General features: G+C 36.3%; 25 protein-coding genes. 3 read left to right on the plus strand and 22 right to left on the minus strand.

All coding sequences use genetic code 11. The annotated features are described in order from the left end of the window. The first annotated feature begins 234 nt into the window (after positions 1-234). A complete protein-coding gene (locus tag E0485_RS05730; RefSeq protein ID WP_132417020.1) occupies positions 235-1,443 on the plus strand; it encodes an IS110 family RNA-guided transposase in 1,209 nt (402 codons plus the stop codon). A gap of 153 nt (positions 1,444-1,596) precedes the next feature. Here the strand turns inward: E0485_RS05730 and E0485_RS05735 are convergent, their stop codons facing one another. From E0485_RS05735 to E0485_RS05830, 21 genes are all read right to left on the minus strand, one after another. Further along, the gene (locus E0485_RS05735) at positions 1,597-1,965 is read right to left on the minus strand and encodes a hypothetical protein (RefSeq protein WP_132417021.1); all 369 of its coding nucleotides are present in this window, start codon (positions 1,963-1,965) and stop codon (positions 1,597-1,599) included. Positions 1,966-2,138: 173 nt separating this feature from the next. Next, positions 2,139-2,483 (minus strand): hypothetical protein, encoded by a 345-nt coding sequence (locus tag E0485_RS05740; protein ID WP_132417022.1) that lies wholly within the window; start codon positions 2,481-2,483, stop codon positions 2,139-2,141. 1,079 nt (positions 2,484-3,562) lie between these two features. Continuing rightward, positions 3,563-3,916 carry a hypothetical protein gene (locus tag E0485_RS05745; protein ID WP_132417023.1) on the minus strand — a complete coding sequence of 118 codons (354 nt, stop codon included), beginning with the start codon at positions 3,914-3,916 and terminating at the stop codon, positions 3,563-3,565. Between the two features lie 321 nt (positions 3,917-4,237). After that, positions 4,238-4,867 carry a hypothetical protein gene (locus tag E0485_RS05750; RefSeq protein ID WP_132417024.1) on the minus strand — a complete coding sequence of 210 codons (630 nt, stop codon included), beginning with the start codon at positions 4,865-4,867 and terminating at the stop codon, positions 4,238-4,240. 59 nt (positions 4,868-4,926) lie between these two features. Beyond that, complete coding sequence (locus E0485_RS05755) at positions 4,927-5,361, minus strand: GNAT family N-acetyltransferase (protein ID WP_132417025.1); 435 nt, start codon at positions 5,359-5,361, stop codon at positions 4,927-4,929. A 343-nt stretch (positions 5,362-5,704) separates the two neighbouring features. Then, complete coding sequence (locus E0485_RS05760) at positions 5,705-6,115, minus strand: nucleotidyltransferase domain-containing protein (protein WP_132417026.1); 411 nt, start codon at positions 6,113-6,115, stop codon at positions 5,705-5,707. 254 nt (positions 6,116-6,369) lie between these two features. Beyond that, the gene (locus E0485_RS05765) at positions 6,370-6,813 is read right to left on the minus strand and encodes a hypothetical protein (RefSeq protein WP_132417027.1); all 444 of its coding nucleotides are present in this window, start codon (positions 6,811-6,813) and stop codon (positions 6,370-6,372) included. 243 nt (positions 6,814-7,056) lie between these two features. Further along, complete coding sequence (locus E0485_RS05770) at positions 7,057-7,428, minus strand: hypothetical protein (RefSeq protein ID WP_132417028.1); 372 nt, start codon at positions 7,426-7,428, stop codon at positions 7,057-7,059. Positions 7,429-7,776: 348 nt separating this feature from the next. Next, entirely contained in the window at positions 7,777-8,214 is a 438-nt protein-coding gene (locus E0485_RS05775) for a hypothetical protein (RefSeq protein WP_132417029.1), read from the minus strand. Between the two features lie 217 nt (positions 8,215-8,431). After that, complete coding sequence (locus E0485_RS05780; protein ID WP_132417030.1) at positions 8,432-9,139, minus strand: stalk domain-containing protein; 708 nt, start codon at positions 9,137-9,139, stop codon at positions 8,432-8,434. A gap of 229 nt (positions 9,140-9,368) precedes the next feature. After that, entirely contained in the window at positions 9,369-9,848 is a 480-nt protein-coding gene (locus E0485_RS05785; RefSeq protein ID WP_132417031.1) for a hypothetical protein, read from the minus strand. 823 nt (positions 9,849-10,671) lie between these two features. After that, on the minus strand, positions 10,672-10,965 hold the full coding sequence (locus E0485_RS05790) for a barstar family protein (protein ID WP_132417032.1): 294 nt from the start codon (positions 10,963-10,965) through the stop codon (positions 10,672-10,674). Between the two features lie 125 nt (positions 10,966-11,090). Next, complete coding sequence (locus E0485_RS25020; RefSeq protein WP_165921087.1) at positions 11,091-11,249, minus strand: hypothetical protein; 159 nt, start codon at positions 11,247-11,249, stop codon at positions 11,091-11,093. Positions 11,250-11,493: 244 nt separating this feature from the next. Beyond that, a complete protein-coding gene (locus E0485_RS05795) occupies positions 11,494-11,832 on the minus strand; it encodes a hypothetical protein (RefSeq protein WP_132417033.1) in 339 nt (112 codons plus the stop codon). Between the two features lie 153 nt (positions 11,833-11,985). Beyond that, the gene (locus tag E0485_RS05800; RefSeq protein ID WP_132417034.1) at positions 11,986-12,432 is read right to left on the minus strand and encodes a hypothetical protein; all 447 of its coding nucleotides are present in this window, start codon (positions 12,430-12,432) and stop codon (positions 11,986-11,988) included. A 235-nt stretch (positions 12,433-12,667) separates the two neighbouring features. Continuing rightward, the gene (locus E0485_RS05805; protein WP_132417035.1) at positions 12,668-13,063 is read right to left on the minus strand and encodes a hypothetical protein; all 396 of its coding nucleotides are present in this window, start codon (positions 13,061-13,063) and stop codon (positions 12,668-12,670) included. A gap of 128 nt (positions 13,064-13,191) precedes the next feature. Next, entirely contained in the window at positions 13,192-13,638 is a 447-nt protein-coding gene (locus tag E0485_RS05810; RefSeq protein ID WP_132417036.1) for a hypothetical protein, read from the minus strand. Between the two features lie 200 nt (positions 13,639-13,838). Next, the gene (locus E0485_RS05815; RefSeq protein ID WP_132417037.1) at positions 13,839-14,453 is read right to left on the minus strand and encodes a hypothetical protein; all 615 of its coding nucleotides are present in this window, start codon (positions 14,451-14,453) and stop codon (positions 13,839-13,841) included. 264 nt (positions 14,454-14,717) lie between these two features. Continuing rightward, a complete protein-coding gene (locus E0485_RS05820; RefSeq protein ID WP_132417038.1) occupies positions 14,718-15,131 on the minus strand; it encodes a hypothetical protein in 414 nt (137 codons plus the stop codon). A 268-nt stretch (positions 15,132-15,399) separates the two neighbouring features. Next, positions 15,400-15,657: an Imm32 family immunity protein gene (locus E0485_RS05825; protein WP_132417039.1), complete on the minus strand. Its 258-nt coding sequence runs from the start codon at positions 15,655-15,657 to the stop codon at positions 15,400-15,402. A gap of 248 nt (positions 15,658-15,905) precedes the next feature. Next, positions 15,906-16,334, minus strand: coding sequence for a hypothetical protein (locus E0485_RS05830; RefSeq protein WP_132417040.1), 429 nt, complete (start codon positions 16,332-16,334; stop codon positions 15,906-15,908). Positions 16,335-16,847: 513 nt separating this feature from the next. On the opposite strand from E0485_RS05830, the gene E0485_RS05835 reads away from it, so the two are divergent. Beyond that, positions 16,848-17,237: a transposase gene (locus E0485_RS05835; RefSeq protein ID WP_132417041.1), complete on the plus strand. Its 390-nt coding sequence runs from the start codon at positions 16,848-16,850 to the stop codon at positions 17,235-17,237. A gap of 157 nt (positions 17,238-17,394) precedes the next feature. Here E0485_RS05835 and E0485_RS05840 read toward each other — a convergent pair whose 3' ends face one another. After that, positions 17,395-17,976 (minus strand): hypothetical protein, encoded by a 582-nt coding sequence (locus E0485_RS05840; RefSeq protein ID WP_132417042.1) that lies wholly within the window; start codon positions 17,974-17,976, stop codon positions 17,395-17,397. A gap of 356 nt (positions 17,977-18,332) precedes the next feature. On the opposite strand from E0485_RS05840, the gene E0485_RS05845 reads away from it, so the two are divergent. Further along, positions 18,333-19,856, plus strand: a complete 1,524-nt coding sequence (locus E0485_RS05845) for a P-loop ATPase, Sll1717 family (RefSeq protein ID WP_132417043.1) — start codon at positions 18,333-18,335, stop codon at positions 19,854-19,856. The last annotated feature ends 167 nt before the right edge of the window (positions 19,857-20,023 follow it).

The raw sequence follows: 20,023 nt of genomic DNA on the forward strand, positions 1-20,023 counted from the left end.
GTATATTAAGCTTACCCCAATGAATCGGGGTAAGCTTTTTTCATATATACTTAAATCAGCACTACCGGGTTAAAAATGTATGCTGTGTTGGGACCTAGATCTCGTCGCATAATGTATTTCAGCCCAGGCAATGTTCATACCCCGATTCAGCTGGTTGGGCCTTCGAGCCCGTATCACCGTGCCAACCTGTGGAGAATCTTTGCGTAGGGTCCCGGTATAAATAAAGGAGGTTTTATGCAACAGCCTGTTCTTAGTATTGATGTTGCTAAAGGCAAAAGTGTAGCAGCTACTTTCTCTGCCTATGGCTCCATCGTTTGTAAACCTTTCACTTTTTCACATTCACCTGAGGGGATTTCATCTTTGCTCCCTCATCTTGTTCAGCTAGAAAAAATGACCCACCAGCGCCCAAGCGTTGTGCTAGAAGCAACCGGTCATTACTCTAAGCCCATTGTTTCTTACTTCAATGAGCTTAACTATCCTGTCGTCGTCCTAAATCCTTTGTTAACGCATCAGTTGAAGAAAAAATCTACTCGCAAGATCAAAACAGATCCCATTGATGCCATGCGCATTGCTCAAACATTTTATTTAGAGCAAGCGAAAGCTATAGCTCAACCTTCTGCTCAGATTGCAAACCTTCAGCTATTATGTAGACAATATACGCAATGGAGTTCGATGTACACGGATGCTCAGCTACATTTTCGAGCTGTACTAGACCTTATCTTTCCGGGCTATGACAAGGCTTTTCAGAACATTTGTAACCCAACTTCACTCACGCTTCTACAGACATTCCCCACTCCAAATGCTTTGCTACATGCAGACTCGGAAGACATTATGCAAATACTGTTACACAATCGTAGAGGACGATCTTGGAACGAACAAAAGCTGGTGCAGATTAGGACGATTGCCCAGCAAAGCCTGCCCGATCCACAAGCTACTGTGGCACAAAACATCGCTATAAACCATTACATTCAACTTCTAAAGTCATACCAGTCAAGCATTACCGACCTTCAAAATCAAATGAAATCAGCAGCCGAGAGTCTTGCTCCATACCATTTGCTTAAATCAATTCCTGGCGTAGGACCGCTGACAGCTGCCACAATTGTCGCAGAAATTGGTGATATAAAAAGGTTCCCTTCTGTTAAACAGTTAACCGCTTTTGCAGGGCTGGATTCATCTGTTTATCAGTCGGGAACCTTCAAGTCTAACCAGAATCACATTTCAAAAAGAGGATCGTCCTACCTTCGAACTGCTCTGTATCAAGCTACAGTTGCAGGCATTTCCAAGCAGGTAAATGGCCCTCGAAATGAGGTTCTATCGCGATATTACCAACAAAAGCTCTCTGAAGGCAAGGCTTCTAAGGTTGCAATCGTTGCCACTTCAAACAAGTTGTTACGCATTATTTTTGGCGTCTGGCGTAGTGAAACACCATTTCGCATAAATTAAAGAATAAAATATCAGGTATATTTTACCACAAGTCTTCGATTCTCAGGTAGGCTTGTTTAAGTATGCCTAATTGGGGTTTAAGAAAACAAATTCAAAATAACTATTGACCTTGATTAGCTGGATTATCTGATGCTGCTGACTTCGCCGAATAGCTTAAATTCTATTCAATTCTTCTTTGCTTATGTTTGTTATTTGAATTATTAAATCTCCTGTTAAATTGAACTTCTTCATCATTCTGATAATATTATTTCTTTCAGTCCATTGGCCAAAATACTTTCCATTTTCAAATCCATCTTCTCTGGCTTCAGCAACCTCTTCAGAAATTCTAATAATATCTGTTATTAATTCTCCAAACCACTGATCGTGTTCGGAGTCATATCCAACAATTGCATTTACTTGAATATCCTCAGAGTAAAAGATTATTTCTTCTTTAACTGCTAAATTAAAAAAATTGATCTCGTCTTTAGTGATTCTAAATTTGCTCCGATCTGGTTCATTAAAGTCAATCCAAATCTTCTTCATATTTATCACTTCCAAACTCAAATATCTTTACACTAATAACCTGTAATTGAATTTCATATTTTTAGTACTTCAGCAGTTTCAGATAACGTCTCTTGTATTCACTAATCCGAGAACCTTAAGGCGCTTTTGCGCCGGCCGCTCCGTGGTTAGGTTCGCAGGGTTGTTCGCCTGTCTCAGCTTCTCGAAAATCCTCGGGCGGACCGAGCAGCCGTAAGGATGCGATGCGCAAATACGATGTTAGATGTCAATTCTTTCAATATAATTGGTTTTACTAGTCTTTTATCTAAACGTCCTTTCGTCCTTGCAATATGCGCTAATCCAAATATTGAATTAGCTCTTACATTGGCATTCTCATGATGAGCTAATTGCAAACATAAATCTTGAGCAGATTTCCAATTGTGATGATAAATTCCGATTGAAAGTGGCAAGTAAATAAGCTCTTCAAGTTCACTCCGATCTAGAATTTCTCTTATTTCTTGCTCAGATAATTCTTCAATGTGTTTGTAGATCCGCTTCATAGACCATGTTCCAGTTAGGGTATTTATTGTGCTTTGGCTGATTTCATATAACGTTTGTGTGTTTACGAACCCGAGAGGCTTAAGGTAGCTTGCTGCCTAGTGGCTTTGCCACTTAGCCTTGCAGGGTTATCTGCCTGATTCTACTTCTTTGAAAAACATCGGGCAGATCAAGGAGGCTTGCCCCTCGCAGTGTAGATACTGTGTTAGGTGATGTTGCATCTACATGAGATTTCTTTCAATATACTTAAATATTTGTAGTCCTTTATAATCTCTTAAGTCTTTATATTGTTTTCTGTAATTACAATTCCAATAACTTATCATTCTATCCCTTGTCTTCTGATAATAAATTGGGTTCTCAGCTATAAAGCTTTTATAGTTGTCTTTATTTAGATCATTTAAATGATCATAAATAATTTCTAGAATTTCGTAGACGTACTCACCTGCTAATTGAATCACAAATGGTACGGTAACTGGGTTATCTACTAGAATTATTTCTTTAAGTTTCCTTTCCCTGATATAGCCATTGTAATGTCGAGTATAAAAGCAATTCAATATATTTACTTGTTCAGAATTCAAATGGCTAATTTGTTTGGTAGACGGCTCCTCAAAATAAATTCTATACGGTATGCTCAGCAATTCATTATTTAAAGTAACCTCGAAGCAATCTGAATGAGGCAATGAGCCTTGAAATTCTATGAAATTATTAATTATAGAAATATTACTTCCTTGATAAGACGGAAAGGAAGCACAGGTAATTATTCTATTCTGCATCCTTGATCCAACTTTCTTATAATACTTTAGGCAATTGCACATAACGTTTGTGTATCTACGAACCCGAGAGGCTTAAAGAAACGCAGCGACTGGGTCGTAGACTTAGCCTCGCAGGATGTGTCCGCATGTATATGCTTCATTTCTCCTGAAATCGCTCCATAGTGAATTAGCATCTTCTACTACTAGCGGACCGAGGATCGCTTGCGATCCGATGTGTGAATACATTGTTATCGGATGTCAGTATCTTCTTCGATTTACATACACTATCATCTTATTAAATATATTGAAGTCAATATCAATTAATTTATTTAAAAGGTATGACTACTATTCTTAGATTCCGGTTTCCATCTCCGGTACAATCCTATGACTAAGATGAAAAATGGTAATGACTTAATGATTAGTCCTATATAAGAAAGGAACGCTACAAATTCACCAATCGTCATCCCAATCGGTACTTGAGATTTATTTCCTTGATAATAATCAATTAGCTTACCTATAAAATTCGGCAAAAAATATGAGCTTATTTGAAATATAATCAAGAACAAAAAGAAATAAAAGCCTTCGGTAAATTTGTTCTTCTTACATAGATAGAGGCCTAATGTCAGAATCAAAAGATATGCAATGCTAGCAATAATTCCAATTGCACTTAATATATTAATCATGACTTCAACCTCCATACAAAATTTAGAAAAGGCTCTCAAAACACTCAATGTCGTTTAACTTGAACTTATCTATTCTATGCTGATTTCCGATAATGTTTTCGTGTTCCCGACGCCGAGAGGCTTAAGCAGCTTAGCTGCCGGGTCGAAGACTTAGCCTCGCAGGATGTGTCCGCCTGATTCCGCCTCCCTGCCACAGAAATTGCTCCATTGTGAATACGCTTCTTCCTCCTTCGGGCGGGCCGAGGATCGCTTGCGATCCGATGCGGAACACTGTGTTATCTGATGTTGAGGACTTCTTTGAACCAACCCTAATGTTCTATTCTATTCATGTCCATTAAAGTTAAAAGGAATATGACTTATTTGTTCTAGTGAAATACTGTTACTTTGATGTTCCAACGAGTCAATGTCAACTATGGAGCGATATTTATAAACTCCTTGGTGAGATAGCAATAGTTTTCCAACATGACAAGTTCTGCTAACAGTCTTTGCTTGATTTGAAATATAATTAAACATCGATAATATGCGATTTAATAATATACTCAAAATATCAGGGTCATCAGGAGCTATCTTTAATTGTAGGTTAAATGCTTCCTCGAATTGCCTTACTAACTCTAAATTATCTATGTATTCTCCTGGGTATAATATATTGAATTCATCATTATTAATAAGCATTAGGTTATTATCATAGTGTTTCTTTGACATTAGACCAAGTCTGCAAAAAACATCATCAGATGTAGCAGAAATCCATGAAAACGAAACTACACTCGAATTGATATCTTCAATATGCAGTAATAAACTGTCTACAATAGCTTGTTCAATCGATTCATTAAATATTGACTCTATTTCTTTTGGATTATTTACTTCAGCTTGAACTATTTTAGTCTTGAAAAGTTCAATAAAATCGTGGTAACCAACTTCTGAACACCACCTCATATTAGGTAAATCAACCAATTAACAAATTCTCTTCATCTAAATGCCAGCCAGATTCAGCCATTGACGGCTAATGGTAGTCAAAGACATTTGTCAAAGCAGTAAGAATCTTTGTCATAACCATTATGTTCATAAAAGGCATGTGCATCTGTGCGTTTGAATCCACTACATAAGATTATGCTTGAAATTCCTTTCCTTTTGGAATAATCTTCTACATATCTAAGCAGTTTTGTGCCTACTCCATTATTCTGATGTTCTTTTTGTACAGCAAGACCCTGGATGTGTATGTAACCAATTTCATCTCCAATTGATAACGCCTGTACCGTTGTAATAAAGCCAACCACTTTATTTTCAAATAAAGCTACAAATGTTTTATAGTTCCCTTCTTTATACATTTTCTCTATTGTCACGGAAAAATTATCAAGATTAACCTTGTGGTTTCCTAACACATTAATCCATAAAGATACTACCTCAGGATAATCATTTACTTCAATTTCCCGTATTAGAATTTCCATATTCACACCACCCAAAATATTAATTTTCTAACTTCACTGTTTATAAAGGATGCGAAGAGTAATAAAATAAATCCTGACTATGCTTAAATTGTGGCGTTATAAATTGTATAAGTCCTTTCCGATAACGTTTTCCGTATCCACGACACCGAGAGGTTTAAGGCAGCTTTGCTGCTAGGTCGTAGACTTAGCCTCGCAGAATGTGTCCGCCTGAAATTTCTTCTCTACTACTGAATACTCTCCGTTGTGATTATGTTTCTTCCCACTTCTGGCGGACCGAGGATCGCTCGCGATCCCATGCGTGAATACATTGTTATCAGATGCTCGTATCTTCTCTGATCAATCTTCAAATATCGGTTAGTTTCTTATTAATGCTTTCAAAAACATTTTCTTTATCAATTACTATACTAAATCCGTTTGTTATAACACCAACCGTTCCTTGATCCAATGGTTCTTTAACCCATTCCTCACCAACTACTCCAAATTCGACTTCCAAACCACAAGAATAATATACTCTCAAAGATGTAACTATTCCCCATTCTTCACGCTTAGTTTGTATAGGTCTATCGTATATAAAATTGTTTTCAATTGCTTCTAATGTTAAATTCTTATCTTTGGTTATTATAACTATATCAACATCTGAATCTATCTTATAATCTCCTCGTGCATACGAACCAACTAGAGCAACACCTATTATTAAAGACTGTTCGTATACCCAAACTCTAAAGTCAGATATAAATTCATTGAAATTGTTCATGATTTATCTCCATTCTTTAATAATACTGTTTTTACGCAGGTTTCCAATAACGTTATGTATTCACGACGCCCCACCACCATAAGTCCCGAAGGGACGGCTGCGTTGCGGATAGGTGGCGCGGGTGTGTTCGGCTGATTCTACTTCCCCGAACACTTAATTGCCTCTCCAAATCCACTTCTAACTTTATGCCGGAGGGCAAACGCCCGATGCGTGAATAAGGTAATATCTGCTGTCTGTTCTTCATTGAATTATTCTCAAAATCTATTATCGATTTTCCATTCTTCATCCGTTTTAATAATAGAATATGTGGTTTGATCGGATATACCTTCTTCCCATTCTCTTGTAACAAAGATCATTACATTGATTGAACTTTTATGGTCAACTTCTTCGATCTTATAACCAATCAATTTTAAGTTATCTTTATTGATATCAAAGTATATAGATTTCATTTCTTCAATTGTTTTTGTTTCAGACGTATCACCTGAACACCATGAATAAGCTCGTTTGACGAAATCATCTGATGCAAACGCACTCCATTCATTGATGTCATTAAAGCTTTGAAAGTACTTATTAATAACAATGTTGAGTTCTGGAATTCCTGTATCTTGTCCTTTAACTTCATCTAGTGACTTAGATACAGTCTCACATGAACATAGTATTGAAATCATGATGATAACAAAGATAAATTTCAGTTTCACAGATTTATGTCTCCTTATCATTATGTTCTTCCCCAATACTTTACCCCGATTGCAAATAACGTTCTTGTAGTCACGTACCCTAGAGGCTTAAAGGAGCGTAGCGACTGGGTCGAAGACTTAGCCTCTCAGAGGTTGTCTGCTTGACCCACTCACTAAATTGTCGTGAAGACCAAGGCTCCGCTAGGAGACGCAAGGTGAATATGGTGTTAGCCGATTTTCGCTACTTCTTTGAAATACTTAAATCTAAATTTGTTCAACTGAAATTATTTCAATATCGTTACAATAGAAACTAATGTCCTCAGATTCGATATCCTTTACCCAGTAATTTAATGTACACCATCCATCTTCCCTAATATCGGTTATACTGAATAAATCTAATTGTATTTCTCTATGATCAACTAATATTTGTAAACTTTCAATATTAATAAAATTTGCAATTATCTTATAATTATTATTGTTTCCCTGATAGATTATTGTAGTTTCAAATATGGTTTCATCTCCAAAAAATTCATTCTTATTATTAAAGAATCTAAAGCCTATTATTGATATACAATTATTCCATGAAAAATCTGTAATAATAGCTAGTCTATCAATGCCTTTAAAACTGCTCTTCATAATATTCATGCTCCTTGAATTGGCTAAATAAATACCTCCAGCAATAATAATTCATACTGGAGGCTAAATAAATAATACCATGTAATTTCATTTATTGTAATCTTTTGTACGTTTTAGAGGTTTTTGAATTCTTATATATGATCTTGCCGAATTTCAGCTAACGTTCTTGTATTCACGATACCCCCACCACTTTAAGCCCCGAAGGGGCAGCCGCGATACGGTTAGGTTCGCAGGGTTGTCCCCTGACTTGGCTCCCCGTAATTCCTCGGGCGGACCAAGGGAGCGAAAGCGATCGCAGCGAAAATACGTTGTTAGGCAAAGGTAAAGCTTTCACTGAAGTACCGACAATTATTCTCTATATTCTATCGATTTAGGGTTTCCTATTACTTTAATTTGTTTATAATAATCTCGAATATGCCATGACTCTTCATCATTAGGGTCCGATACAAATGTTCGTATAAAATACCCTTCATCAAATTCTATTTCAAGATCATTAGTTATTGGTTCTATAGTTACCCTCTTTATTGATTTAAAATAGAGTATCTTAAATTGTTCTGAGATATTAAAATGTTCTTGTTCATCTTCGGTCTGTGCTTCCCTCGAACCAGTTATCACATGTTCATTATTTCTAAAATGCCATGTCGGTTCTAACCATATACTATATCCATGATCCTTATTACCTGGTTCACACTCACAATAGATTATCAAGGAATTACCAGCTAAACGAATAAATTGAACGACTCGATTCTGTATTAAAGCTAAGTTTTTTATTAGTTCTTCAGACATCGCTGAGTCACCTTTCAGTATTTAGTTTTGCATTACTTTCGCCTAACGTTTATTGATTCACGAACCCTCACTGGTTTAGATAGCTCTTATCTTAGCCAGTGCAGGGTTGTCTGCTGAATCTTCTTCCTTGTAGTTGCTTCTTCAGACTAGGGGCGATAGCCCCTTCCGTGAATATTGTGTTATAAGATGTCGCCGCCATCTTGAAATACAAAATATATCATTTTTGTCTTTCAAATGTATTTAGAATCTTTTCGATCTCTGATTTATTTTCTTCATACTTACTTTTTTCAATAAAGACTTCAATTACATAATATTCATCAGAATTGTCACTTGGTATTATAGCTCTCTTAGAATGGGCGTCATTTGATTCAAAATCAATCAAAATTCCTTTTAATCCATCTAGTTCTATTGAGGAGGTATCAATAAACTTAACAAACTTTTGGACTTCTTCCTTATTTTTATTAACCAATTCGTTTAGAGTTGATCCCCCAGAAGGTCTAATTTCAAAAGTAACCCCCATAAACCAATTACTATATGTCTTTTTAATAGGAGTAATGTAGCTAGGATGCCACCCGCCACTAATCTCTATATCTACAAAGCTTGTTGATGTTTCGTTATTTAATTGAATGCTGGAGTAACCAAGTGAGGAAGTTCTTGTTTTATCATCCCATTGAACAGGTAATCCTACTGCTTCTGCTACTGCCCTAAGAGGTAAATAAGTACTTCCCTGATAATTGATTGGAGTTATTACATTTCCTTTAGTATCTATTGGTTTAAAATCTCTACCATGGATTTTTAAATTAATTCCACTATCTAAATATGCACTAATTTTTTCATAATATGAACTTGCTGTAGCGCCCAGAGAACCACCAATAATAAAAACACATATTAGTGTTAAACAAATAATAGTTTTATTAATTTTCATTTTTTAATTTCTTCCTTTTAACAATTTATTTTGTGGGGATTTCTTATAACGGCAGTGCATTCACGAACCCGAGAATCTTAGGACCCGAAGGGCAGGCTGCGATGCTGTTAGGTTCGCAGGGTTTTCCACCTGACTTCACTTCCCCGAAAAACCTCGGACGGACCAAGACGTTAGTCATGCAGCGTGAATACGATGTTAGATGATGGATAGTCCATCCTCGAAATACACTTTAAAAATCTTCTGGTGCTCCAATACAAATATTATCACCAGGACAAGCAATAACTTCCCAAGATTCATTATTATATTTGTTATACCAAGCTCCAACTTGCCAACTCTCATACTTATCATGATGGCCAAAAATAAATAATACTTCGCCAGAATCAAAATAAACGAATAGATTCGGCACTTCTTTGCCTAACCTAACGTCTACTATTTCCTTTAATCTTAACTTACATATCTCAGCATAAGCTTCCGTCCAATTGTAATCAGGAAAATCTTCCTCAACTCTAGGGAGTACAAACTTTTCATTATCAAATACTTTAAACTTACCTTCGATATTTATATATATCTGTCCATCTATTCTATCCCTATTCCCTTCAGATTCTGATAACAAAATCTTTAGACCATAGAAATTAATTCCTTCTAGCTTAGAGCCAATGCAAAGAAATTTAAGAACTTTATCTGCTAATTTTTTCAGCTTTTGCTCCATTTGAATTCACCTACTTCCTATGCCTATCTTTCATCTAACGTCTTCGTATTCACGAACAACCCTCACTGGCTTAGATAGCTCTTATCTTAGCAGTGCTGAGTTGTCTGCTGAATCCTCATCTCTGTAATCGCTCCTTGCAGTCCAGGGGCGTGAATATAGTGTTGGATGATGCCATTGCTTTCTTCGAATCACTAAAAAACTCTCTTGGTTCTAGCATTCATAAAATGGAAGATTAATTATTAAATCATTAAACGTGCCTTCCCAATCTTTCCAATTTCCTGATTGTAATTTACCTACAACTTGCAACCCTGAAGGCTCTACAGAAGCCCATAAATAATGATCTGATTTCCCTTCTTCACCAAACCACGCAGATTGTCCAATATATTAATAAATATTTGAGATGGTAGAGAAGTATAAATTTCAGACGGCAAATTCCACATTTCATCGTCGAACTGATTAAGGTCTAGACAATAAACTCTATCGATTCTATGAATTGGTTCGTCTTTTATTTCTGGATTGTCGTAAAAACAAAGAGACAATTAAGGTCAACTCCTTATATAATTTGAACTTATTTTTTTATTGATTGATTTGCAATGGTTTTATCTAACATTCTTGTATCTGCGAATCCGAAAGGCATAAGGCACGGACGTGCCGGGTGGCTTCGCCACTTAGCCTTGCAGGGTTGTCTGCTCCTTACTCTTCCTCGACAATACTCTGACAGACCAAGGAGCGTATGTGACGTAGTGTAGAAATAGCTAGATGATGTAGATGTCTTCTTCGGATTCACCCTCACTATGCTAAACTTTATTTGATTATCTGTGTATTAATCTAGATATTCTACGTTACAACTCCAACTAGGATATTGTTTACTTAATTCCTCTAAACATTCTTTCAGTATTAATGAATCACTAGGTAGGGTATCTAAGAGCCTTTTCCATCCTATCAATCTAAGGGTCTTTGGCATTTCCACTAATCCAGTTATTGAATCCCAAAATGCATTCCAATTCATGCCATAAAAGCTGGGAAATCCAAATTTTTCTTTAAGTAATTTATGTAAGTCACTTACGTTCTTTATGGCATTTAAATCGATTTCAATGTAATCAACTCGTTCGTTCATACAGTTCACCGATCTTATAAAAATATATTAGGTTTCGTCCATTTCATCAAACGTCCCTTGTATTCACAAACCCGAGAGCCTAAGGCTCCGAAGGATCCGGCCGCTACGCGGCTAGGTTCACAGGGTTATCCGCCTGACTCATGATTTCTAAAATCAATTATATCTACATAAAGAAGCCTTTCTTCTCCATGTTCATAATTATCTTGGAGGTAATTTGAATATCTATTTTTATAAGATGGACAAGCGTTTAAAATCATGTCCATTACTTGTTCTTTCAGAATCATCTTCGAGCACACCTTTCATCAATAGTTCTGCACTCGGTGATTTCATCTAACGTACCGTATTTACGAACCCTAGAGGGCTTAAGGCGACAACGTCGCCGGCTGCGACTGCGGTTAGCCTCGCAGGGTTGTCTGCCTAAAATATCCTTGGCTCCATACCCATCGGGCGAACCAAATGGCCGTCAGTCCGCAGCATGAATATATGGTTATCTGAAGTCTGTTTCATCTTTGAAATCCGTCAGAAATTTCACTTTGTTATCTTTATTAAATTTTTTGTTCCTATTTCTTCTTTTTCCATTGGTTTTATCTTTTGAAAATAGTCTGTCCTTATTAAATTATTTATAGTTTTAATTATTTCTTTTTCATTCACTGTTTGAACCAATATTAAGTTTGGTTCGATTTGATAGTATCCATATTGTTTAATTTCTTCTTCAAAGTCTTGTATCAAGCGTACATGATCATATACGTGTAAACGGAATACTTCATCTTGAAATTTCACAAATACATCATTTCTATATCCTTTACTTTCAGCTTCCCAATTACTGTGTTCACTATCATCAAAATAATAAAGGCTATATGACTTCATGGATTTTATCCTTTTAGTTTTATTTGACTTTTTACTAATTTATACAAATTTTAAATAACGTCTTTGCATAATGATTCTAGGCGACCAAGGGCGGCAGCCCAATGCGTGCATACGGAGCTAACTGATGCCGATGCCTTCATTGAAAAACTTACACTATCTTCTTTCTACTTCTTTTACAAAAGGGTCCTGGCTAGCTACAACATCAATTATGTGATGGTAACAAACAATTCCGTAATGTTTAAATGGTCCAGGGTAATCTTCCGATGCAAATGTCCCTACAGAAATAAAATCTTGGTATCTTGACTTTGAATATACCCTGAACGATTTCCCTGAAAACACTTGATAGTCATCCCATGACGTAAACGACTCGTTTAAAACTGAATATCCTATATAACTCTCAAAATCAATTTGTATAATAGGAGATTTCTCGTCAATATCTACTGAATAACTATCACCAACACTCTTATCTCCAATAAACAGCGGTTCAGGAATGTCACATACTTTGCTTCTGCTAAAAAAGAGGCTTAATGAATTACAATCAGGTTCATTGAGACCTAAGAAAAATATGTTCTTGATATCCATCAGATCTTCATATTTCATTGAATCACCCTCTCAATCATAAATACACTGACTTCAGATAACGTTCTTGTATTCACGAACCCACCGATTTAAGCACCCACCAGGGTCCGGCCACGGTGCGGATGTGTCCATTGAAACAACACCCCTACCGATTGCTTCTCGCGGACCGAGTATCCGTCAGGCTCGGATGCGTAAATATTATGTTAGATGATACGGCCTCTTCTTTGAGATTTCACTCAAAATGAGTTAATTGGTTTTATTCAAGTATTAATGTAATGTTTTTATTTTCGTGTTCATTAAATATTCCTACTATCCAATTAAATACTGTTGGCCCTTTTTTGTTTCTAGCATTGAGTAATTCTTGTAAAACAAGTTCCTTATTTGTTGGATGACAATTATCATATTTATTCTGCAGTCGTTGAATAATCTCTTCGTAACCTAAGTCCTTAATTGACTTATTTGAATTCTTCCAAGTGATCTCTATTTCATCGTCTTCTTCAATATCTCCGAATCCACCTCGGAGAATGTCATTCAATGCATCTAAGCTACCATTCCAAATATGTTTATTTGATAACACATTCTTAGAAAACTCTCTTGTGAAGCCTTGAAAATCAGAGAAGTTATCACCATCAATAAGAAATGATCTTTTCATTGATCCTTCGTCCTTTATATGTAATTAGGCCAGCCATTTCATCTAATATTTCTGTATTCCCGACATCCCACCACCTTAAGGCCTGCTAGGGCCGACCGCGACTGCGGTTAGGTGGTGGGACCATGGTGTTAGCCGAAGTTATTCGCTTCATCCGAATTAGCTTTAATGACTTTTAATCCATATCCTTTAGCTATACATTCAAAAGTTTCATCTTTAAAGTAAAACAAGTAATGTTTCAATTCATTTTCATTATGTAGATCTTCGAGTATTACTTTATCTTCAGGGAAATCTTCTTTCCAATTTGATTCTTCAACTTGATAAAATTCTCCCCACTTTACTCCGCTAGAAGAAAATCGGCAATATCCTCTATAGAATCCTTCATCATTAGTTGGGCCTATTCTATACATATAACAGTCATAAAATTCTAGGATTCCAACATCATCTTCATCAAACTCTGGAAATTGATAAGGATTCATTAAAAATCTTAATTTAAGGTTTTGCTTATGAATTTTTAAATTGGGCTCTGGAGAATTCGGCTCAGCATTCCATTTATGATTTAATTTTATGAATTTCATATGCTGTTTCCCTTCGAATAATTTCTGCTAACGTCTCTTGTATTCAAGAACCCAAGAGGCTTAAGGCGCGTATACGCAGGGTGGCTCCGCCAGTTAGCCTCGCAGGATTGTCCGCCTGCACCGGCACTCAAAATGCCTCGAGCGGACCAAGGGCCGTCAGGCTAGTAGTGTAAATACAGTGTTATCTGAAGTACCGATCTTCATTGATCCGCTTTCAAAGGAATTGTTACTTCACAAGCATAATCCTTAGGTAATTCATTAAGTGTATTCTTTAATTCCCAATATTCTTTCCAATATTCCCACCATCTCGAAACTAAAGAATCAATATCATTCAAGTTAATATCTCCAGTATGATTTAATATCCTTAATTCTTCTGCAATGATAATGAATCCAACTTCCCCTGCCATGAAACATAAGGAAAAAATATCACTATTATTAATATACAAGTTTGGATCTTCCCCAAACTTCTTCTCTAAAATTACATTAGAATTAAGAATTTCATTTAAATAATTTGGATTGTTAAACTTAAAATCTCCATAATCTATTGAAAACGGTTCTAGTTGATCTGCCTTCAACAAGTCCGCCCAATTCTCAGGTAAATTACTCGAACTTCTTCTTAAAAAACAAATAGATCTAGGATTTCCAAATCTCAAAGCAACCTGTCCTGAAGGTGCAGTATCAGAACTTCTTGGTGGAGACCAAATGTGGGTCCCACCAAATTCTAATTGAAATGCTTCGGGTAATTTCTCAGTCCACCATGACCAGAATCCAACATCTGAAATCGCCTCTTCTAGTATTTCTAATTTATCCTTCATCGTGTACCTCCATCATAGTAATTAATCGTATTTCAGATAACGTTTCTTGCATTCACGAATCCGAGAACCTTAAGGCCTGTAGGACCGACCGCCTGACTCAGCTCCTCCGAACACCGAGACCCTTAGATGTAATTCTGAGGGTCGCAGGTGTGTCCGCCTGAATTCTCTTCTCCGAATTGCCTCGGGCAGACCAAAGGGTGTATGCCCTGCGCAGTGGGAACATGATGTTATATGACAGAAAAACCCTCTTCGAGTTTACTTACATCAGTCTTGGTTTTCTTCAGAACAATAATCTTGATAACAGCTAACCCACAGTGGTATTCTTAATTCGCCAATCTCCCTCAATATCTCTGGATCAAAAGCAAGATTACATTGATCCTTATACCATACTCCTAAATAAATATAAATTTCTTCGGCACCGCAATTCCTAATTGTTGTTAGATGCTTTTTTAGTGTTTCTACAAGTAAATACAGACTATTATTATTATCATCACTGCTTTCTTCAAACGATATTGAAGCACTTCCAGTTGGTGAAGGTGTACCCTTGTTTGGACCTAAATTTAGAGGTTGATTTCTTTCTTTAATGTTTTGCAAAGATAATTTAGTTTTCATAATTACTTTACTAGGTGAGAAATTTACTCCTTCCAAATGGCAACAAGCTATTTGTTTTATGATCATAATTATTCCTTTTATTAGAGGTTTTAAGATTAAACATTCCTTTCATATAACGTTCCCGTATTCACGAACCCGAGAGCCTTAAACCTAAAGGCAGCTTCAGCTGCCGGACGCGACGCGGTTAGGTTCGCAGGGTTGTCCGCATGATTCTACTTCCCTGCTGCTGCCCCGGACCAAGGAGACGTAACGCAACGCAGCGTTATACGATGTTATATGCTGTTGATGCCTTCTAGGAGTCACGTTCAAAATGATGTTTAGATGTCCAATACCTTTATTTTTTTTCAATTACAAAACTAACTGAACCATCTTCAAGACCATGCATATCTTCATAATGAAAATGAAATCCTGAATCAATGTTCTCCTGGGCTAAAGCTAACAGATGCTTGGCAAGAGTAATTAATCCTTCTTTATTAGCTTCTATTACAATTTCATTTCCAAATATCTTTGCATTAATATCATATCCGTCTTCCCACGTTCTTGTTATTCCTTTGTCATCTGAGTATTCAGGAATTTCAATTTCGATTTTCATATAATTACTCCTTGGTTTAAGATCACTTAAGGTTTTAAACTCTTTGCATCAATTGCAGATAACGTTTTGTATTCACGAGCCCTCACTGGCTTAAGGGTGCTTGCGGCCGGGACCGATGGACTTAGCCAGTGCAGGGTTTTCTGCTGATTCTACTTTTCTGTAATTGCTTCTTGCAGACCAGGGGCAAATGCTCCGTGCGTAAACATTGTGTTAGGTGATGTTGATATCATCCTGAACTACCCCGATACTCATGCTTTAACTGCTTTTCTTAGTCTCTCAATCGTATCTTCAGGAAATTTATATTTCCATTCTTCATTATATTGTGTAATGCTTTTTTCATTTTTTACTCTCTCAAGTTCCTTTAATAATACTCTTCCAAATTTCTTTAATTGATCCGTTCCATTATAAATATTTAAGCTACCACTACTTTGAGTTTCGGCTATAGATATAGATATTTGATCCATCATTCTATTCAAACTTAGTATATATTGCCCTGGCTCATAATAACACTTAATAACTTCGTAATCAGAACCTTCAAGTAAAATAGCAGTTCTATTTATTAGATCACTAATAAAATCTGTTAGATAAGAAACCGATAACTCCGCTTCTATTTCATCTGTACCAAAAGTAATCCTACACCAGCCTGATTTAATGTCCTCAAATCGAAGAAAGATCAATATTCTGACCTCCATGAGATTCATTCAAATAGCATTGCATAAATTTCATCTAACGTCTTTTATATTCACGAACCCGAGAACCTTAAGGTACTTAGTGCCGGCCGCTGCGCGGTTAGGTTCGCAGGGTTGTCTACCTGACTCCACATCTTCGAAAATCCTCGATCGGACCAAGGGCGTAACCCCAAAAGCGTGAATACAACGTTGGTATATTAAACTTACCCAAATCAATCGGGGTAGGCTTTTTTCATATATACTTAAATCAGCACGACCGGGCTAAAAATGTATGCAGTGTCGGGACCTAGATCTCGTCGCATAATATATTTCAGCTGGAACGAACAAAAGCTGGAGCAAATCAGGACGATTGCCCAACAAAGCCTGCCCGATCCACAAGCTACTGTGGTACAAAACATTGCTATAAACCATTACATTCAACTTCTAAAGTCATATCAGTCAAGCATTACCGACCTTCAAAATCAAATGAAATCAGCAGCCTAGAATCTCACTCCATACCATTTGCTTAAGTCAATTCCTGGCGTAGGACCGCTGACAGCTGCCACGATTGTCGCAGAAATTGGAGATATAAAAAGGTTCCCTTCTGTTAAACAGTTAACCGCTTTTGCAGTGCTGGATTCATCTGTTTATCAGTCAGGAACCTTCAAGTCTAACCAGAATCACATTTCAAAAAGAGGATCATCCTACCTTCGAACTGCTCTCTATCAGGCTACAGTTGCAGGCATTTCCAAACAGGTAAATGGCCCTAGAAATGAGGTTCTATCGCGATATTACCAGCAAAAGCTCTCTGAAGGCAAGGCTTCTAAGGTTGCAATCGTTGCCACTTCAAACAAGTTGCTACGCATTATTTTTGGTGTCTGGCGCAGTGAAACGCCATTTCGCATCAATTAAAGATAAAATATCAGGTATATTTTACCACAAGTCTTCGATTCTCAGGTAGGCTTGTTTAAGTATGTCTAATTGGGGTTTAAGAAAACAAATTCAAAATAACTATTGACCTTGATTAGCTGGATTGAGTGATGTTGCCAACTTCTTTGAAACTCTAAATCTAATCTTTAAATGTTTTTAAATACCACCATATCACCTTGTGATACCCAATTAACTTGGCTGGTATATCATCTATCTTTCTAATATGACTATCATAAAAATAGACAGGCTCTCTCTGATACATTTTATATGTTCCGTCTAATGGAAGTTCGTGTTTATATTTGTAGAGAGCTACCACATATCTTTCATCCGGATTTACGAGCTTCTTAGTGCTGCTATTTTCAATAATCTCCAAGTCATCTTTAGTTATATTTTCATAATTTTCAATCGCTATCACAGCATGCTTTGTCTGTGTCACAATATGAGGTCCTGATTCTTGAGGATAACTTAATATAGAAATTGAAATAGTCAAAATAATTATACCTGTCCAAATTACTATTCGATATTGCTTTTTGATTTTTTTGGAAATTGCTAATCCACATGCAATGATTACTGTATTGATAACAAAAATCATTGGTAAAGCTACTATCCTTCCTAATCCTGTGTATGGAAATAGCTCTATCAAAATATAAAACATCAATAAAGTTGGTAAAATCGACAACACATATTTGATTAATAATACCCATACTAGAACTCGATGCATAGCTTCTAGTCCCCATTCCCGCTAAAAGATCTGGTCATTAATATATCGTGTTTCAGTAATTTCACTTAACGTCTCTTGTATTCACGAACCCGAGAGGCTTAAGGTGCGACAGCACCGGGTCCAACGGACTTAGCCTCGCAGGGTTGTGAGCTGAAACAACTTCTCTGACTACCTCTTCTGGCGAACCAAGGGCTTAGCCCGCAGCTTAGATATCTTGTTAACTGAAGTCACTACTTCTTGAATTATCCTGCAAAGCTATTTCTTTTCCTATAATTTAATTGTACTATATTAGTAGTATCCTTAAAGAACAAAACAAGTAATATCATTAGATACAAATCATAGGAGAATAGAACTTTATGTCAACAAATACAATAGCTCCATCAAAATCGACTTTTAAAGATCTGTACACACGATTCAAACTTATTGAATATCCTTTTACAGTTTACACAACAGAAAACGAAAAGGATAAACTTGTGGATTTGTTTATTCAGACTTCAGTTTATGCTCCCATTATTGAAAGCTTCAACCATGGTCGAACGATGATGCTAATTGGAAATAGAGGCACAGGAAAAACTGCTTTACTATTTGATCTTCTTCGGAAAGAAAATAAAGAGACAACTTTAGTATGCTCAATTGATGATTTTTCTGAATTAGAAACAACAGGTGATTTAAAAGAATTTTATAAGTTGATTCTAAAGAATTTGACTTCTCAAATTTTCTTAAGGTTAGCTAAGGACCAGAAGAGAATAAATAAACTAAACCCGGAAGAAAGACTCCTACTTTCATATCTTCTTAAGAATTATCTGGAGAACGTCACTAAGAGAAGTTTAAGAGATAAAATTGAGCAGATCCAATCTCCTAGATTAGTCCGAGGGTTAAAAAAAGGATACAACTACATCCGTTTCACATTAAATTATGGAACTACTGCCGCCGCTAATATTATATCGGATACTATTACATCGCATTTTTCGAAACTACCTCCAGTTATCCAGGAAGGAAAGGTAAAAGATTTTTTCCCAGAATTAGCCACTGAAATTGATGATGGATTTTTGAACCTAGATTCTACATATTTTTTAATTGAACGTTTTATTTACATTATCAAGAAAATGGGATTCACCAAAATTATCATTTCTCTTGATAAGCTTGATGAGGATCCAAGATTCGAGAATGATGCAGAAGGTATATCAGAATTCATAAAGCCTGTCGTAACAGATAATAAATTGTTGTTAAACCAAGATATTCAATTAGTTGTTTCAGTTTGGGCTGTCCCATTCTCTATGTTAAGAGATGCTGTAAGGACCCAGAAACATTACTGTCCAGAAATAACTTGGAATAAGACTGATTTAGTAATGGCACTGAACCAGAGATTAAAAACTTATTCAAACAATAAAATTAGTAATTACAAAGAACTCTTTGATCCCAAAATTGAGGAAAACTTTCTCGATGAAGTATTTATATTAGCTAATTCTAATCCTCGAGATCTCTGGCATGTAATTAATAGAATTTTTGAAGCTCAATATGAAATTGATTCGGATTCATCTTATATTTCACATGAAGCTATTAAAGAGGGATTTAAACATTTCGTTCTAAAATTTAATTTCTATGAATACTACCCAAGGAAGCTCAATGCTCGCGCAAATACTATGGATATTTATTCCTATGTAGCTCATCTGCAAAAATTGCCTGATGAATTCTTTACAAAAAACCAATTAAATGAATACGCTAAGACAGGCGGTTCAACAAACAATTATGTAGTTGCTATGGAAAAAATAGGTTTAGTTAAAAAACATGAACAGAAATCCGGAACAGTTGTTTATAAAATTATCGATCCAAAGGTTACTTTCGCGATTAAAAATGGGTTGCGTATTGAAAAAAATTAAAAATATTATTCTGGTGGCCCCTCGGCCACCTTTTAAATATATATGTAATTTCAGCTAGCGTCTCTTGTCTCACGAACCCGAGAGGCTTAAGGCGCGTAAGCGCCGGGTCTGACGGACTTGCCTCACAGGGTTGTGGGCTGAATTCGCTTCTTTGCTTAATCGTCTTG

The sequence above is a fragment of the Paenibacillus albiflavus genome (assembly GCF_004344915.1).
GTDB classification, from domain to species: domain Bacteria; phylum Bacillota; class Bacilli; order Paenibacillales; family NBRC-103111; genus Paenibacillus_AM; species Paenibacillus_AM albiflavus.

Bases quoted from the DNA above. Each gene is read 5' to 3' on its own strand.
- E0485_RS05840 (WP_132417042.1), bottom strand. From the start codon at position 17,976: ATGCATCGAGTTCTAGTATGGGTATTATTAATCAAATATGTGTTGTCG.
- E0485_RS05760 (WP_132417026.1), bottom strand. From the start codon at position 6,115: ATGAACAATTTCAATGAATTTATATCTGACTTTAGAGTTTGGGTATAC.
- E0485_RS05820 (WP_132417038.1), bottom strand. From the start codon at position 15,131: ATGATCATAAAACAAATAGCTTGTTGCCATTTGGAAGGAGTAAATTTC.
- E0485_RS05785 (WP_132417031.1), bottom strand. From the start codon at position 9,848: ATGGAGCAAAAGCTGAAAAAATTAGCAGATAAAGTTCTTAAATTTCTT.
- E0485_RS05800 (WP_132417034.1), bottom strand. From the start codon at position 12,432: ATGAAATATGAAGATCTGATGGATATCAAGAACATATTTTTCTTAGGT.
- E0485_RS05815 (WP_132417037.1), bottom strand. From the start codon at position 14,453: ATGAAGGATAAATTAGAAATACTAGAAGAGGCGATTTCAGATGTTGGA.
- E0485_RS05780 (WP_132417030.1), bottom strand. From the start codon at position 9,139: ATGAAAATTAATAAAACTATTATTTGTTTAACACTAATATGTGTTTTT.
- E0485_RS05755 (WP_132417025.1), bottom strand. From the start codon at position 5,361: ATGGAAATTCTAATACGGGAAATTGAAGTAAATGATTATCCTGAGGTA.
- E0485_RS05795 (WP_132417033.1), bottom strand. From the start codon at position 11,832: ATGAAGTCATATAGCCTTTATTATTTTGATGATAGTGAACACAGTAAT.
- E0485_RS05770 (WP_132417028.1), bottom strand. From the start codon at position 7,428: ATGAAGAGCAGTTTTAAAGGCATTGATAGACTAGCTATTATTACAGAT.
- E0485_RS05740 (WP_132417022.1), bottom strand. From the start codon at position 2,483: ATGAAGCGGATCTACAAACACATTGAAGAATTATCTGAGCAAGAAATA.
- E0485_RS05745 (WP_132417023.1), bottom strand. From the start codon at position 3,916: ATGATTAATATATTAAGTGCAATTGGAATTATTGCTAGCATTGCATAT.
- E0485_RS25020 (WP_165921087.1), bottom strand. From the start codon at position 11,249: ATGATTCTGAAAGAACAAGTAATGGACATGATTTTAAACGCTTGTCCA.
- E0485_RS05825 (WP_132417039.1), bottom strand. From the start codon at position 15,657: ATGAAAATCGAAATTGAAATTCCTGAATACTCAGATGACAAAGGAATA.
- E0485_RS05790 (WP_132417032.1), bottom strand. From the start codon at position 10,965: ATGAACGAACGAGTTGATTACATTGAAATCGATTTAAATGCCATAAAG.
- E0485_RS05730 (WP_132417020.1), top strand. From the start codon at position 235: ATGCAACAGCCTGTTCTTAGTATTGATGTTGCTAAAGGCAAAAGTGTA.
- E0485_RS05735 (WP_132417021.1), bottom strand. From the start codon at position 1,965: ATGAAGAAGATTTGGATTGACTTTAATGAACCAGATCGGAGCAAATTT.
- E0485_RS05775 (WP_132417029.1), bottom strand. From the start codon at position 8,214: ATGTCTGAAGAACTAATAAAAAACTTAGCTTTAATACAGAATCGAGTC.
- E0485_RS05810 (WP_132417036.1), bottom strand. From the start codon at position 13,638: ATGAAATTCATAAAATTAAATCATAAATGGAATGCTGAGCCGAATTCT.
- E0485_RS05845 (WP_132417043.1), top strand. From the start codon at position 18,333: ATGTCAACAAATACAATAGCTCCATCAAAATCGACTTTTAAAGATCTG.
- E0485_RS05805 (WP_132417035.1), bottom strand. From the start codon at position 13,063: ATGAAAAGATCATTTCTTATTGATGGTGATAACTTCTCTGATTTTCAA.